Here is a 15,503-nt window from a genome sequence, read left to right on the forward strand (position 1 = left end):
TAGCATTTCATATATGGAAAAATATCAATCCTGATAATTACTGATCTCGCATTGAGAATAAGATATATTTAATCTCAATCAGGAATATATACTCAATAGCTGACAGGCGGCATGTAAAACTTCAGTTTGAAAGAGGGTATATGGTTAAGGGTATTAAAAGAGGATAATCAATTATGGCAATTCTAGATATACTGACAATTCCGGATGAAAGGCTAAGACAAAAATGTGTCGATGTTACTGATTTTGACAAAGTTCAGACGTTAATTGATGACATGTTGGAGACAATGTACAACACCGATAATGGTATTGGTTTGGCAGCGCCACAGGTTGGTCGGAAGGAAGCTGTTTTGATTATCGATTTTTCGCCAAACCGTGATCAACCGTTGGTTTTGATCAACCCCAGGATTGTTGAAAAAGAACGTCGTGTGTTGAATCAGGAAGGCTGTCTGTCGATACCGGGGTATTACGCAGATGTCGAACGGTTTGAAAGAGTGAAAGTAGACGCATTCGATCGGCATGGTAAATCAGTTACAGTAGAGAGCGAAGATTTTTTATCGATTGTTATGCAGCATGAAATCGATCACTTACATGGTATTCTTTTCACCGATTATTTATCTCCCTTGAAGAGACAAATGGCACTGAAAAAAGTAAAAAAATATCTTAATAGCAGGAAAAGCTAACAAATAGAGAATAAAAAAATAAGTGATTATTTCTTAATGACATCGTATTTTTTCCTATGTTGGATTTGTACATGTCATTGTTATCCAAGTGACTAATGATAAATATACGTAAAAAATCTTAAAATTCAGTTATCGGATGCAATAATCAGCATATTGTCTTTTAAAATGTCACTGTTACCTTTTAAGGCCTCTTATCATTGTAACCAATTGTGATCAATGTTATACCCAAGAAATTCCAGATTGCAGCTAACAAAAAGGTCATTTAAAAGGTGTGGACTGAAATGTTGGAAGGAATATCGGATAGAATTTAAATGATTTGATGTTAATGATATAGGCAGAGGAATAATTGTGACCGGAACAGGTGATATTGCATATTATCAACAACCTAATTTTTCCATTGAACTGAGTCTGATAGATACAACGGATGCTAAAGAGGGTACTTATTTGATGATACTGGATGCAGAGGGCATTAGAAATGCCCGGGTATCCTCAGCTAAAGTTGGTGGTGAAATCGAATATGTTAATATTCCATCAACTGCCAGCAGCAACAAGGTGGTATGTGCTCTTTATATCAAAGATAAGGGTAATGGCAGTTACCCACTGGTTGGCACTATTTACCTTAACTATCATCCACTATCAGAACTTGTTGATATTGCTACAGTAAAGATTTCTCCAGAATCTCAATTAGGCTTAAATGTAGATAGAGTGGATCGCACCAAGTTTAATTTTAAACTAAAAGCAAAATAGAGAATTCAGGGGTTTTCCAGCGGTGGTCAGTCAAAAGGCCACCGAATAATTGCATGATTTATTTGTTATGTACCGTGGGGTAAAACGATTTAGTGATGAAGGTGATTGCCATCTGGTAGGAGTGTGCACCGACTGCCAAGCGGTGCCACTGACACCGCTATAATCTGTACAGAATTTATTATTTTTTGTCTGCTGCGATACGATCACGAACGTGTTGAGCACGCTCCTTTGAAGGCGGGTGTGAATCAAACATGCTGGTTTCACCACTGCCCAGTTTAGCCAGTTTCTCGAAGCTGGTTGCTAAACCTTCAGTTTTGAGATTGCGTTTTTTCAGCAGATCATAAGATAAGTCATCAGCCTGACTTTCCTGATGCTGCGAGAACTGCGAGTTGATCAGCTTTTCGCCCAGTGCTGCAAGCTGAGAATCGCTCAGTTGTGCGGCTACACCACCGGCTGATGCGGCTGCGGTACGTGCAGCAACTGTAGCATAAGCAACCTGCATTGCTTTACGGGTGTGGCCCAGTGCAACGTGACCCATTTCATGGCCCAGAACGCCTTCGACTTCATTGTCGTTCATCATGTTCATCAGGCCGCTGTATACACGCACACAACCGTTAGCCATTGCCCATGCGTTCACATCATTAGTCAGATAAACTTTATAGTTAACGGGTGTACCGTTAATTTCGTTACCCAATGCTTTGGCGATTTTGTTCAGACGTTTAGTGTATTGGCTGGATGCCGGAGCAACTTTATTCTGTGCATCCATATCCTTACATGCTTGGTCAGACAACTGTTTGACATCAGAATCACTTAGTGTCGCCGCCTGGAACAACTGCATTCCGGAGTGAGCCAGCATTCCCTGATCAATATTCTTACAACCTGTCAGAATTACAGCAGAAACAGCTACTGCAACAAGAGTTTTAATTTTCATCAATTTGTTTTTCCTTTGCAATACATGCAACTATAGTATTTTAAGAGCATTAAAGACTATGAATTTTGCTAAAAATAACAATAGGAATAAACGCCAATATTTATGATTATGTGAATTCGGTAACATTTTTTAAAAAAATAACTAAATCATAAGCAAAATAATTTAGTTTAAATTTTTTTAATAAATCTATTGACGTTTTTCCTCTTTGGGTTACGCCATCAAAGATCTTGTGGCGGGGAATGCGGTGATATACTAGTGAGCAAGATCCTGATGATGGTATAGATAAATATCTCACAATATTAAATTGTGAGTTTCTTCGGTATTACAAGAAAAAATGACGAGCCAATAATGGTGCCGTAAAATTTTTCTTTAAATAAAAACCTCTGGGGAGTGTCATGATGGGCTGACCATATTCTCCTATTGCTTCTGTCAGTGCCCGGCTATTAGCTGCTTTGGGACGCAATTGTAGTACTTCACCATGGCGGGCAGTAATGCTCTCAACTTTACCCAATACAATGAGATCCATGAGTTCCTCCCAATCGTGTCGCAGTAACTCTTCTTCAATGGCATTCGGGCTCCAAAGTAACGGAGAACCCACGCGGCGTTCCGAAAGTGGAATGCTTCTTTCCCCTTCAACAGGTATCCACAGAACACGGGACAATTTACGTCTGACATGACAGTTTTCCCATGTAATACCACTGTTACCTGTTAAAGGCGCAACGCAGACAAAGGTTGTTTCCAATGGGAAGCCTTTGCTATCCACAGGGATCGTTTTTAGTTCGATACCGATATGCTCAAAATCCTGTTCAGGTTTACTGCCTGCACTTGCACCTAAATAATATTCAAGCAACATACCGACCCAACCTTTATCACGTTTTAAATCAGGAGGAATGGGGAGTTTTGCCTGCGCAGCAAGTTCACCCATAGAGAAACCTGCCAGAGAACGGGCGCTATCGAATAATTGTTGTTCGTTTTCAGGTGATGCCGGAGGAGTAAAGTACATGTTATAAACTATATTTTTGACTGGTTAAAAAATGCTCTTGTTGATTATTGGCGATCATTGATAACTCATCATTACGATGATTGTTTTGATAATAGCATGATATAGAAGATCTTTTAATTTATGTTCTCTGCATTAAAAATAGACTTGTTATGATTGTTCACCTATTCCCAGTGATAATAAACAGGATCTTACACCATGTTATCCACAGATTTATGGGATAAGTGGTAAAAAGTGAGATCACTGGTTTGATTTACAGCGCTAATGAATGCTGTTTTCTACAAAAATAGGCGATTTTTGTTTAACTAAAAGGCATATCCTGTGGATAAATTCACCATTGGTTGATATTTGCTCAGTGTGAGCAAATCTGAAAACTTTAATGTGTGACATACCTTATATAAAGGGACATAAAATGTATTAACATAATGAAAAATAATGGGTATTTATTGACGCTTATTGAGCGATAGAAAACAGACAATAAAAGTATACCCGCTTTACCCCTCACTTTTTCACATACATATCCACAGAAAAAGTGAATAAAATGGTTCTTGTCAGACAATAAATGTTTATAACTTTAGCTTTTCCTGTGAATTATCCTTCTGGGAGCGTAAACCATGCAGATTTAAAATCAAACCAGCCAAAGGTATTCATTTTTACCCCTCTCATGCTGCGTTGGCCTTGTAATTCGAGCCAATGATGGAGTAGAGGATGCAGCCAATGTTGATCAATCATGTTTTCACACCATTCTTCGACAGATAAACCGTTTTTTCTCCATAAAGATGCTTCGACGCTGATAAAAGGGAGCACAAGGAACGGATGTGACGACGTGAGCAATGAAGAATATCTGCCAGTGATTGCAAGGTGGTTTCAGTCTTTTTGCCTTGATAATGTTGCCATAATCGGATGAATTGTTGTTGTAAGAGCGGGGGCGGCATAAAAGGGGAACTCCACTGATTTTTTCATCAATTTTTATTTCCTTATATTAAGCCGATAATGAACCGGAATTAAAGTCGTTCAGGGGAGCGGATTTTTCTCACTGGCTCCTGATTTTTTTGAGTAATGGTATTTTTACCAGCCAGTAAGATAACTTACTGGCTCTTTTCATTAAACTCCCTCGGTGATATAGCGTGCAATGATATCACCTATTTCATCGGTACTGACTGTTTTGCCATTACCGGCTAAGTCTGCGGTACGATAACCTTGCTCCAAAGCATGATTGATGGCTTGTTCAATGGCATCTGCTGCTTCATTGTGCCCAAGGCTATAACGCAGTAACAGGGCGGCGGATAATATTTGTGCAATCGGATTGGCAATGTTTTTGTTTGCAATATCAGGAGCCGAACCGCCCGCAGGCTCATATAAACCAAAACCTTTTTCATTCAGGCTGGCAGAAGGCAGCATTCCCATTGAGCCGGTGATCATGGCACATTCATCGGATAAAATATCGCCAAAAATATTGGAGCACAGTAGGACGTCAAACTGAGCAGGATCTTTGATCAACTGCATGGTGGCGTTATCAATGTACATATGGCTGATTTCAATGTCAGGATAATCTTTGGCGATTTCACTGACAACTTCACGCCATAATACGGAACTTTGCAAAACATTTGCTTTATCAATCGATGTGACTTTATGACGGCGCTGGCGGGCAGCTTCAAAAGCAATGCGGGCGATCCGTTCTATCTCAAAACGGTGATAGATCTCAGTATCAAAGGCACGTTCATATTTTCCTTCGCCTTCACGTCCTTTTGGCAGCCCGAAATAGATACCGCCAGTCAGTTCACGGACACATAATATATCAAAGCCTTTTGCCGCAATATCATGGCGAAGCGGACAAAATGATTCTAACGCCGAATATAAACGGGCTGGCCTTAAGTTACTGAATAATTTGAAATGTTTTCGTAATGGCAATAATGCGCCACGTTCTGGCTGCTCGATGGGGGGCAAATGTTCCCATTTAGGGCCACCGACGGAACCAAATAAGATCGCATCCGCTTTTTCGCAACCTGCAATGGTCTCTTTAGGCAAAGGGCAACCATGGCGATCAATGGCTATTCCTCCGACATCATATTCACTGGTTGTAATACGGATATTGAAGCGGTTACGGATCGCATCCAACACTTTATAGGCTTGTTTCATTACTTCGGGGCCAATGCCGTCACCGGGCAAAACAGCAATGTGGTACTGAGTAACCCCTTGCTTGCCGGAAATGGCATGGCTTGAAATAGATTGGTTTGAAGGCATGATTATGCAGTTTCCTTTGTGTTGTTATCCTGAGAATTGTTCTGGCTGTAATTTTGCGTATCATTTTGGAATATACGCTGTTTTTCCTTTTCTACTTGTTCTGCCTGCCAGATGCTATTCAGCACGTGGATCATGGCCCTGGCGGAAGATTCAATGATATCGGTTTCTAATCCCATTCCGTGAAAACGACGGCCAAGGCACTCCACAATAATATCAACCTGACCAAGGGCATCTTCCCCCTGCCCTTTACCGGATAATTGATAGGAGATTAATTTAAGTGGATAACCTGTAATTCGGCTGATGGCCTGATAAACAGCATCAACGGTACCGTTACCGGTAGAGGCTTCAGATTTGATTTCATCCCCACAGGCCAGGCGCACAGTTGCAGTAGGAACTACGTTGGTGCCGGACTGGATACTGAAATAATCCAGACGGTAATGTTCATGTTCTTGCTGCTGCTGGTTGATGAATACCAATGCTTCCAAATCGTAATCAAACACTTGTCCTTTTTTGTCTGCCAATTTCAAGAACGCTTGATACAAGGCATCCAGATCATAGTCATGTTCCTGATAACCCATTTCGGTCATGCGGTGTTTCACTGCGGCACGACCAGAGCGTGAAGTCAGGTTTAACTGGGTATCTTTCAGGCCGATGGACTCTGGCGTCATGATTTCGTAAGTTTCGCGATTCTTCAGGACGCCGTCTTGATGAATGCCGGATGAGTGAGCAAAGGCGTTACTGCCAACAACGGCTTTATGTGCGGGGATCGGCGTATTGCAGATTTGGCTAACCAATTGGCTGGTACGGTAGATTTCCTTGTGGTTGATATTAGTGTGAACCCCCAACATTTTCTGGCGTGTTTTGATTGTCATGATCACTTCTTCCAGTGAACAGTTTCCAGCGCGTTCCCCCAATCCGTTAATGGTACCTTCTATCTGCCGCGCACCGGCCTGAACAGCGGTAATGGAGTTAGCCACAGACATACCCAAATCGTCATGGCAATGGACAGAAATGATCGCCTTATCAATATTGGGTACACGATCAAATAAGGTACTGATAATACCGCCGAATTGGTACGGAGTTGTGTAACCAACGGTGTCGGGGATGTTGACAGTGGTTGCGCCAGCGTTGATTGCTTGTTCGACAATCCGGCACAAATTGTCGATATTTGTACGGCCGGCATCTTCACAGGAGAACTCAATATCATCAGTGTACTTGCGCGCTCGTTTTATTGAGCGGACAGCCATTTCGACAACATCATCAAAGGTTCTTTTCAGTTTGTGTTCGACATGCAGATTGGAGGTAGCCAGAACCATGTGCAAGCGGAAAGCTTCTGCGACTTTCAGGGCTTCGGCAGCAACATCAATATCATTATCAACGCAGCGGGATAAAGCACAGATACGGCTGTTTTTGATTTCACGAGCGATGGTTTGAACTGATTCAAAATCCCCGGGGGAAGAAACTGGAAAACCGGCCTCAATGATATCGACTCCCAGTCTTTCCAGTGCGTAAGCGATTTGCAGTTTTTCTTTCACACTCAAGCTGGCTTGTAATGCCTGCTCTCCATCACGCAGTGTGGTATCGAAGATAATAACTTGCTGGCTCATGTTGTGCTCCTGTCAAATAGGCGATGATGTTTTATTCTTGTACGTCGTCCAGGTAAAAAAAAACCCGCGCCATGCGCGGGTTTTTTGTTTCTGGTGGAGGTTAACTTAACTTTTACCTGCACCCACCAGCATACCGCGCACATTGAAGGCGATAAGTAGTAGGCTTAGTAGGCGAATGGAAAGAATCATGTAAGTTAACCTTTATAAATTTGTTAATTGGGTTTTAACTGTCCGTTTATTTATAGATACGTTATCTGAAAAACAATGTCAAGCATGATAAATATGAATTCAGAGTTAAATATGCTCATCATTGGTTGTTTATTGAACATGGTTTGGATTTGGTGACTATTTTTTACATTTTTAGCGATGTTTTTATCTATTTTTCATATCTATATATGGAGTAAAATCCGGCACTGATGGATGATAAATGTGTAGTCTGTTATTTTAACCTGTCGTTTTTACGTGGTTTTTAATACGATCGTTTAAATATGACGGTATAAAAACGGATATGCACTGATGGATTTGAGGGAACAAAGATAAGATGGGTTTTAGCTATCGTGTTTTTAGGTATCGTGTTTTTAGGTATCGTGTTTCTAGGTATAGTGTTTTTAGATTAATAAATCATAACCATGTAGAATATTAATAAATTGTGTCTCGATGTATTAGAAGAACTAATTTCTGATTAATACTTTGGATTATTTTTCTGATAGAAAATATTAATAGAGAGTTCTGATAACTAGTTGGAATACAGTCATTTTATTATGAATTGTTTCTGCTCTCCATTCTGTCATTATTGGCTGCTCGTTTCGAAAGTAAGTCGTTAGTGTAAGTTGGGTTATTTCTATTCATATATAACGCATTAATATTCATGCTTATAAAAATATTACGGTTACGTAGATAAGAAGGCATTGGTTGTGCTTATTTATTTTTTGTACAAGGACGAATCTCAATTTGCTTTCCAACAAATTGGGATAATTGATCTTATTAATTGGTAAGGCGGTTTGAATGTCAAAATGTTGCATTCAAAAATCGTCAGTATTCCATTATTTAATGAGATCACTGCTATAAGTTTAGTGGAGTGAAATAATGACTGAATACAACTTAGTAACTACAGGAAAAAAAGAATCATGCGATGTTCAATTGCGCAGTGTAGATCTCAATTTGCTTACTGTTTTTGATGCTGTAATGCAAATGCAGAATATCACACGTGCAGCTCAGGCATTAGGAATGTCACAACCGGCTGTCAGTAATGCAGTAGCACGTTTGAAGACCATGTTTGATGATGAATTATTTGTTCGTTATGGGCGGGGTATTCAGCCAACGGCCAGAGCAAAACAGCTCTTCGGGCCACTCAGACAGGCACTTCAAATCGTTCATAATGAATTACCCGGAGTGGGGTTTGATCCTGATAATAGCACAAGGGTATTTAACCTCTCTATTTGTAGCCCGCTTGATATTCGTCTGGCTGCTCAAATTGTCGGACAAATAAAAAAACATTCTTCAAATATAGAAGTTGTCATTAAAACACAAATTAGTGGTGATATTGAAAAGCAATTAAAATATCAGGAAATAGAATTCGTCATCAGTTATACCCAATTAGAATCCCCTGATTTTCATAATTATCCTTTGTTTAATGATGAGTTGGTTTTGGCAGTTTCTAATCATCATCCCAGAATTGGAAAACGAATTACCCAGCAGCAATTGCAGGAAGAAAGACATGCTATTGTTGCATTGGAGAATGCAGATTCATTCAGCAAGCCTTACTATGAGAGCAAAGAATTATTGCGTTCTGTTTCTTATCAGGGCACGGATCTAAATAGTGTTCTTAATATCGTATCCCAGACTTACTTAGTCGCTATCGTACCAAAATGGATGGTAGAGCATTACTCTGAACAGCTAAATATCTGTTCCGTACCTTTGCCTAATGGTCAAATTTCTCGCCCTTGCTATTTGATATGGCATGGTTCAACAGATCGAGATAAAGGCCATCAGTGGATGAAATCACTGCTGAGCCATCTTGGCGAACGGGAATAAAATAAAAGGGATGAAGAGCCCTGTTCTGGTAATGATGACTGGCATAGGGCTCTTAGTCTTTTACTCTTCTTACGACATTTATCTCTGTTTATCTGTAGTTATTCGACAAATCCTGCAAGTATTTTCTCCTTCAGAGGGAGAAGATATTTAAAATACACTTCCCCCTTTTACTAGGAATAGGTAGACTGCGTTGAAATAGCTAACATCTGTAAGCTGAAAAGTAGGCAGCATGCTTGCTGAGTACGCAGAATGAAAATATTTATACAGGAATATATTGTGATAACAGACTCTCTGCATTCCTATCACTTGGTTAACCGATTACAGCAACAAGCCAATGAATCTCCGGAAAAAATTGCATTCCGACAATGGTCGTCATCAGAGCAGCTCGAAATGAGTTGGCGTGAAGTCGGGTGTACAACGAAATCCGTGGCAAGGGCGTTGCTGTCATTGGGGGTGGAAGTGCAGGGAAAAGTCGGCATTTTTGCACAAAACTGTATGGCGTGGTCATTAGCTGATTTGGCTATTCTGCAGCTCAGGGCTGTGACAGTACCGCTTTATGCAACCAGTACCTGCGAGCAAGCGGCATTTATTCTCAAGGATGCAGGCGCGAAAATACTGTTTGTGGGTGGACAGGAGCAATATGATGTTGCAATGCCATTGATTGAATTGTGTCCCGAACTTTCTCATCTTATTGTTATGGATGAGTCTGTGGATTTAAAGGGATGCCCGCAAGCAATATATTTATCAGCTTTCATTGACAATGACCACGCACAATATCAGCCAGAACTTGATAGCCGTATTGCTGCTCAGGATTTGGATGATCTTTTCACCCTAATCTATACCTCTGGTACAACGGGGGAACCCAAGGGAGTCATGTTGGATTATCGCAATATTGCTTCTCAGCTTTACCTGCATGACCAAAGATTGACCTTGACGAAACAGGATGTGTCCCTCTGTTTTTTACCATTGTCCCATATCTTCGAACGGGCATGGAGCTATTATGTCATACATACTGGAGCCCTGAATGTCTATTTGACTGATACAAATCTTGTCCGTGAGGCAATGGTTGATGTGCGTCCAACGGTTATGTGTTCTGTTCCCCGTTTTTATGAAAAAGTACATGGTGCAATCTTGGGGAAAGTTTCTCAGGCTCCTGTTTTGCGCAGAATGATTTTTAATTGGGCATTAAAGCGTGGCGAAAACCACTGGATGCGTCAGCAACAGAACAAAAAAGGTTGTCCATTTACGCGTTGCAGTTATCAATTGGCTGACAAACTGGTGTTGAGCAAGCTCCGTAATCTGTTGGGAGGGAGAGTTCGTTTTCTGCCAGTGGCGGGGGCACGGCTTGATGATGTTATCACCCGTTTCTTTCTGTCCATTGGCCTCAATATCAAATATGGCTACGGTATGACAGAAACCTGTGCAACGGTGTCTTGCTGGGAAGAAAAGAGTTATCTGTTGGGCTCAATTGGTACGCCATTACCCGGTGTTGAAGTTCGCATCAGTACGGAGAGCGAGATCCAAGTGCGTGGGCCTATTGTGATGAAGGGGTATTTCAACCGTCCAGAGGAAACTGTGCGTGCTTTTACTGAAGATGGTTGGCTGAAGACCGGCGATGCGGGTGGATTGGATGATAATGGTAATTTGTTTATCACCGAACGCCTGAAAGACTTGATGAAAACATCAACAGGAAAATATATCGCCCCACAAATGATTGAAGGCATGTTGGGTCAGGATCGCTTTATTGAGCATGTCGCGGTTATTGCTGATGCCCGCCAGTTTGTTTCTGCCCTGATTGTTCCCAGTTATGAAGCCATTGAAGAATATGCAAAATCTATCAACCTTCATTATCGCGATCGTCTTGAATTACTGCGAAATCATCAAATTATTGAGTTGTTTGAACAGCGTTTGAAAGATATGCAGAAAAATATTGTCAAATTTCATCAGGTCAAACGATTTATTCTTTTACCTGAAGCCTTCTCCATGGAAAAAGGAGAATTAACGCCGACATTGAAATTACGCCGCAAGATTATTTCACAGCGTTATCAGAGTGAAATTGAATCCATGTATCGGGATTGATGGCAGGAAAAAGCCGGGCTCTTATTAAAAAAATGTTTTTAATATGTGAATTGATGTTTGCTAACACTTGTGTCTGACGTTATGTTAGTTAACTTGACGCTATAAAATAGCGCTAAACAATGATTCACTTTATATAAATAACAAATGGGATAAATAAGGCTATTTCACAGTAGCCTTATGAAGTGCCAATTATTAATAACTTGCAAACAGAGCCTGGAGGCAAACTCGATGGAGATGTTGTCAGGAGCCGAAATGGTCGTGAGATCGTTAATCGATCAGGGCGTTGAACATGTGTTCGGTTATCCGGGCGGGGCTGTATTGGATATTTACGATGCCCTGCATACGGTGGGAGGCATTGAACATATTCTGGTTCGTCATGAGCAGGGTGCTGTTCATATGGCTGATGGATATACCCGTTCTACGGGAAAAGTCGGGGTTGTTTTGGTGACTTCCGGGCCGGGAGCAACGAATGCCATCACAGGAATTGCAACGGCATACATGGATTCAATTCCTATGGTCATTCTGTCAGGTCAGGTTGCCAGTTCCCTGATAGGCAATGATGCTTTTCAGGAATGCGATATGGTGGGAATTTCCCGTCCCATAGTGAAACATAGCTTTCTGGTGAAAAAAGCGGAAGATATTCCAAGTACGATTAAAAAAGCTTTTTATTTGGCAGCAAGTGGCCGGCCCGGGCCAGTTGTTATCGATTTCCCCAAAGATACCGTCAATCCTGCGTTGAAATTTCAGTATGTGTATCCTGAAACAATCAAGATGCGTTCTTACAATCCTACCATTCAGGGACACAAGGGGCAGATCAAGCGTGTATTGAAAACGCTGCTGAGTGCGAAAAAGCCTGTGATTTATGTTGGTGGGGGGGCCATCAATTCAGAATGTTCTGCGGAGCTATTGACGCTTGCTGAGCGTCTTCACATTCCGGTTGTGAGTTCGCTCATGGGGTTGGGGGCGTTTCCTGCTACCCATAGGCAAAGTTTGGGCATGTTGGGAATGCACGGTACTTTCGAAGCCAATAAAGCAATGCACAATTCCGATGTGATTTTTGCGATAGGGGTGCGCTTTGATGATCGCACAACCAATAATCTGGAAAAATATTGTCCGGAAGCAACGATACTGCATATTGATATCGACCCGACTTCAATTTCGAAAACGGTGACGGCAGATATCCCTATCGTTGGGGATGCGAAACAGGTGCTCAGGCAGATGCTGGAGATGTTAAATTCCACTGAAGATACCCAAGATCCTGACGCCCTGAAAGATTGGTGGCTTTCTATAGGACAGTGGCGTAGCCGCAAATGCCTTGATTATGATCGCACCACAGCGAAGATTAAACCACAGGCGGTAATAGAAGCCCTTTATCGTCTCACGGAAGGGAAAGCGTACTTGGCATCCGATGTTGGTCAGCACCAGATGTTTGCTGCCCTGCATTATCCATTTGATAAGCCAAGGCATTGGATCAATTCAGGGGGCTTAGGAACAATGGGATTTGGCCTGCCTGCTGCCCTTGGCGTGAAGTTGGCAAAACCTGATGCAACAGTCGTGTGTGTGACAGGGGACGGCAGTATTCAGATGAATATTCAGGAATTGTCCACCGCCTTGCAATATGGTTTGCCTGTGCTGGTTCTGAACTTGAACAACCGTTTTCTGGGAATGGTAAAACAGTGGCAGGACATGATATACGCAGGTCGTCACTCTCAATCCTATATGGAATCCCTGCCTGATTTTGTCAAACTGGCAGAGGCTTATGGCCATATTGGCATTTCCATCCAAACTTACGATGAACTGGAAACGAAACTGGCTCAGGCTCTGCATGAAGTCACTGAAAATCAACGTCTGGTTTTCGTGGATGTTACCGTTGATGAAACTGAACATGTTTATCCAATGCAGATCCGTGGTGGAGCAATGGATGAAATGTGGTTAAGCAAAACAGAGAGGACCTGATCATGCGCCGGATTTTGTCTGTATTACTTGAAAACGAATCGGGAGCATTATCCCGCGTGGTGGGGCTATTTTCCCAACGGGGTTATAACATCGAAAGCCTGACAGTCGCGCCGACTGAAGATCCAACATTGTCCCGCATGACTATTCAGACCAAAGGTGATGCCAAGGTACTGGAACAAATCGAGAAGCAACTGCACAAACTGGTGGATGTGCTGCGGGTCAATGAGTTGACAGCAGGGCCTCATGTTGAGCGTGAAATTATGTTGGTGAAATTACAAGCCAGCGGGGATGGACGGGAAGAGATCAAGCGTAGCGCGGATATTTTTCGTGGGCAGATCGTTGATGTAACATCAACGCTTTATACCGTCCAGTTAGCAGGGACGAGCGAAAAACTGGATGCTTTCCTTAATTCAGTAAGAGATATGGCTGAGATCGTGGAAGTGGTCCGCTCAGGCATTGTTGGCATCTCTCGCGGAGATAAAATTATGCGATGAAAAATCGTAATCTGCGGGGTAATATACAGATATTCATTGAGCCCTATTGTAAAGTAGGGCTTTTTCATCATATTACTGAGGGGTTAATGTGAAACTGGATGAGATCGCCCGCTTAGCAGGTGTTTCACGTACTACGGCCAGTTATGTTATCAATGGTAAAGCCAAACAGTATCGGGTTAGTGATAAAACAGTAGAAAAAGTGATGGCCGTGGTCAGGGAACACAATTACCATCCTAATGCTGTTGCTGCTGGCTTACGAGCCGGGCGTACCCGTTCAATTGGTTTAGTCATACCCGATTTGGAAAATACGAGTTACACCCGTATTGCCAATTATCTTGAACGTCAGGCACGGCAGCGCGGATACCAGCTATTGATCGCATGTTCTGAAGATCAGCCTGATAATGAGATGCGTTGTGTTGAGCATCTTTTACAACGTCAAGTTGATGCCATCATTGTTTCCACGGCCTTGCCTCCCGAACACCCTTTTTACCAGCGTTGGGCAAATCGCTCACTGCCGATCATTGCACTTGACCGTGCGCTGGATAGTGAACATTTTATCAGCGTTGTTGGTGATGACCTTGAAGATGCCAAAATGTTGGCGCAGGAATTACGCCAATTCCCGGCAGAGTCTGTTCTTTATTTAGGGGCATTGCCTGAATTATCGGTAAGTTTCTTGCGTGAACAAGGGTTCCGTGAAGCGTGGGAGAATGACCCACGGGAAGTGAACTATCTGTATGCAAATAGCTATGAGCGTGAGGCTGCGGCGGAAGTATTTGCTGCATGGTTAGCAACAAATCCGGTTCCTCAGGCGCTGTATACCACTTCGTTTGCCTTGCTTCAGGGCGTTATGGATACCATTCTCAAACGGAGCGGTCGTCTACCGGATCAGTTAGTGATTGCGACATTTGGTGATCATGAGTTGCTTGATTTCCTTGAATGCCCTGTTTTGTCTGTGGCACAGCGTCATCGCGATGTCGCTGAATGCGCTCTGGGGCTGGTATTAGCGAGTTTAGATGAAAAACAGCGACCTGTTCCCGGAATAACCCGAATGCGTCGTCATTTATGTCGTCGCGGTAAGCTGAGCCGAAAAGCCTAATTGAGTACCCTCATTGAAGATGAGGGTACTGTTTGTCCCACAAAAATCATCGAAATACACTTTTTTCGTAATTTTAAGACTATTCTGACTAAAATTCCTCTGAACATAATTTTATGACAACTAAAAACGATAATATGTTATTTAAAATGATCGGATGAATAATTCGCCATTTAAGCCATATGATTTATAAGGTTTACTGTTGTCCTGTAATGGCTTTTTTTACTTGATTGATATTTAATTGTTTTTACTCCTTTAGGAAATATTGAATTTCATAAAGTTATTATTTTTTATACTACTATAACTTAAATATATTTTTATTATTGATAGGTTTTCATTGATTAACAATTGGGCAACAATGAGGTATGAGTTGCATAAATTAATTTAAGTGGTAAGTATTTGCTCGAAACTTCACGCTAAAACAGACTCTCTACAGCTTTATTAATTTATTCAAAATTATCATAGTGTTATCTATTATTAATATAGCTAAATCTAAAAAATCCTTCTTTTTCTCTTCCAAATCTTTCTGTAAATCTAGCTAAAGCGCACGGGCTCTGGCTTGACAAGGTTTTCATACCATCCGTAAACTCTTAATTGTGGTGATTTGTGGGATAATGTGGAGATTTGGGCCATCAAGG

General features: G+C 41.7%; 12 protein-coding genes and 1 pseudogene. 7 read left to right on the top strand and 6 right to left on the bottom strand.

Features of this window, described 5'->3' with window-relative positions:
- Positions 1-173: 173 nt before the first annotated feature.
- Together def and Xenpb_RS07760 are read left to right on the top strand one after the other, a co-directional pair.
- Positions 174-680, top strand: a complete 507-nt coding sequence (gene def / locus Xenpb_RS07755; protein WP_187653795.1) for a peptide deformylase — start codon at positions 174-176, stop codon at positions 678-680.
- 348 nt (positions 681-1,028) lie between these two features.
- Entirely contained in the window at positions 1,029-1,427 is a 399-nt protein-coding gene (locus Xenpb_RS07760; protein ID WP_187653796.1) for a hypothetical protein, read from the top strand.
- Between the two features lie 178 nt (positions 1,428-1,605).
- Here Xenpb_RS07760 and Xenpb_RS07765 read toward each other — a convergent pair whose 3' ends face one another.
- The 6 genes and pseudogenes from Xenpb_RS07765 to leuA all read right to left on the bottom strand — a co-directional run bounded on the left by Xenpb_RS07765 (position 1,606) and on the right by leuA (position 7,209).
- Positions 1,606-2,358 (bottom strand): M48 family metalloprotease, encoded by a 753-nt coding sequence (locus Xenpb_RS07765; RefSeq protein WP_187653797.1) that lies wholly within the window; start codon positions 2,356-2,358, stop codon positions 1,606-1,608.
- Positions 2,359-2,680: 322 nt separating this feature from the next.
- Positions 2,681-3,361, bottom strand: coding sequence for a DNA mismatch repair endonuclease MutH (mutH, locus tag Xenpb_RS07770; RefSeq protein ID WP_187653798.1), 681 nt, complete (start codon positions 3,359-3,361; stop codon positions 2,681-2,683).
- 588 nt (positions 3,362-3,949) lie between these two features.
- Positions 3,950-4,153 (bottom strand): annotated as a pseudogene (locus tag Xenpb_RS07775) (transcriptional regulator); the annotation flags it as partial.
- Complete coding sequence (locus tag Xenpb_RS07780) at positions 4,087-4,293, bottom strand: SgrR family transcriptional regulator (protein WP_187653799.1); 207 nt, start codon at positions 4,291-4,293, stop codon at positions 4,087-4,089. The pseudogene Xenpb_RS07775 and the gene Xenpb_RS07780, both read right to left, overlap by 67 nt.
- A 169-nt stretch (positions 4,294-4,462) precedes the next feature.
- Entirely contained in the window at positions 4,463-5,602 is a 1,140-nt protein-coding gene (gene leuB / locus Xenpb_RS07785) for a 3-isopropylmalate dehydrogenase (RefSeq protein ID WP_187653800.1), read from the bottom strand.
- Between the two features lie 2 nt (positions 5,603-5,604).
- Positions 5,605-7,209: a 2-isopropylmalate synthase gene (gene leuA, locus Xenpb_RS07790; RefSeq protein ID WP_187653801.1), complete on the bottom strand. Its 1,605-nt coding sequence runs from the start codon at positions 7,207-7,209 to the stop codon at positions 5,605-5,607.
- Positions 7,210-8,295: 1,086 nt separating this feature from the next.
- Here leuA and leuO point away from each other — a divergent pair.
- The 5 genes from leuO (at position 8,296) to cra (ending at position 14,868) form a co-directional block, all read left to right on the top strand.
- Positions 8,296-9,243 carry a transcriptional regulator LeuO gene (gene leuO / locus Xenpb_RS07800; RefSeq protein WP_187653802.1) on the top strand — a complete coding sequence of 316 codons (948 nt, stop codon included), beginning with the start codon at positions 8,296-8,298 and terminating at the stop codon, positions 9,241-9,243.
- A gap of 249 nt (positions 9,244-9,492) precedes the next feature.
- Positions 9,493-11,322, top strand: coding sequence for a long-chain fatty acid--CoA ligase (locus Xenpb_RS07805; RefSeq protein ID WP_187653803.1), 1,830 nt, complete (start codon positions 9,493-9,495; stop codon positions 11,320-11,322).
- A 228-nt stretch (positions 11,323-11,550) separates the two neighbouring features.
- Positions 11,551-13,278: an acetolactate synthase 3 large subunit gene (gene ilvI, locus Xenpb_RS07810; protein WP_187653804.1), complete on the top strand. Its 1,728-nt coding sequence runs from the start codon at positions 11,551-11,553 to the stop codon at positions 13,276-13,278.
- A 2-nt stretch (positions 13,279-13,280) separates the two neighbouring features.
- Positions 13,281-13,772 carry an acetolactate synthase small subunit gene (gene ilvN / locus Xenpb_RS07815; protein ID WP_222942901.1) on the top strand — a complete coding sequence of 164 codons (492 nt, stop codon included), beginning with the start codon at positions 13,281-13,283 and terminating at the stop codon, positions 13,770-13,772.
- Between the two features lie 88 nt (positions 13,773-13,860).
- Positions 13,861-14,868 (top strand): catabolite repressor/activator, encoded by a 1,008-nt coding sequence (gene cra / locus Xenpb_RS07820; protein WP_187653805.1) that lies wholly within the window; start codon positions 13,861-13,863, stop codon positions 14,866-14,868.
- Positions 14,869-15,503 lie beyond the last annotated feature (635 nt).

Origin of the sequence: Xenorhabdus sp. PB62.4, from assembly GCF_014467285.1 — a bacterium.
Lineage (GTDB): Bacteria > Pseudomonadota > Gammaproteobacteria > Enterobacterales > Enterobacteriaceae > Xenorhabdus.

Coding starts and splice junctions, on each gene's coding strand:
- def (WP_187653795.1), top strand. CDS start 174: ATGGCAATTCTAGATATACTGACAATTCCGGATGAAAGGCTAAGACAA.
- Xenpb_RS07765 (WP_187653797.1), bottom strand. CDS start 2,358: ATGAAAATTAAAACTCTTGTTGCAGTAGCTGTTTCTGCTGTAATTCTG.
- mutH (WP_187653798.1), bottom strand. CDS start 3,361: ATGTACTTTACTCCTCCGGCATCACCTGAAAACGAACAACAATTATTC.
- Xenpb_RS07780 (WP_187653799.1), bottom strand. CDS start 4,293: ATGCCGCCCCCGCTCTTACAACAACAATTCATCCGATTATGGCAACAT.
- leuB (WP_187653800.1), bottom strand. CDS start 5,602: ATGCCTTCAAACCAATCTATTTCAAGCCATGCCATTTCCGGCAAGCAA.
- leuA (WP_187653801.1), bottom strand. CDS start 7,209: ATGAGCCAGCAAGTTATTATCTTCGATACCACACTGCGTGATGGAGAG.
- leuO (WP_187653802.1), top strand. CDS start 8,296: ATGACTGAATACAACTTAGTAACTACAGGAAAAAAAGAATCATGCGAT.
- Xenpb_RS07805 (WP_187653803.1), top strand. CDS start 9,493: ATGAAAATATTTATACAGGAATATATTGTGATAACAGACTCTCTGCAT.
- ilvI (WP_187653804.1), top strand. CDS start 11,551: ATGGAGATGTTGTCAGGAGCCGAAATGGTCGTGAGATCGTTAATCGAT.
- ilvN (WP_222942901.1), top strand. CDS start 13,281: ATGCGCCGGATTTTGTCTGTATTACTTGAAAACGAATCGGGAGCATTA.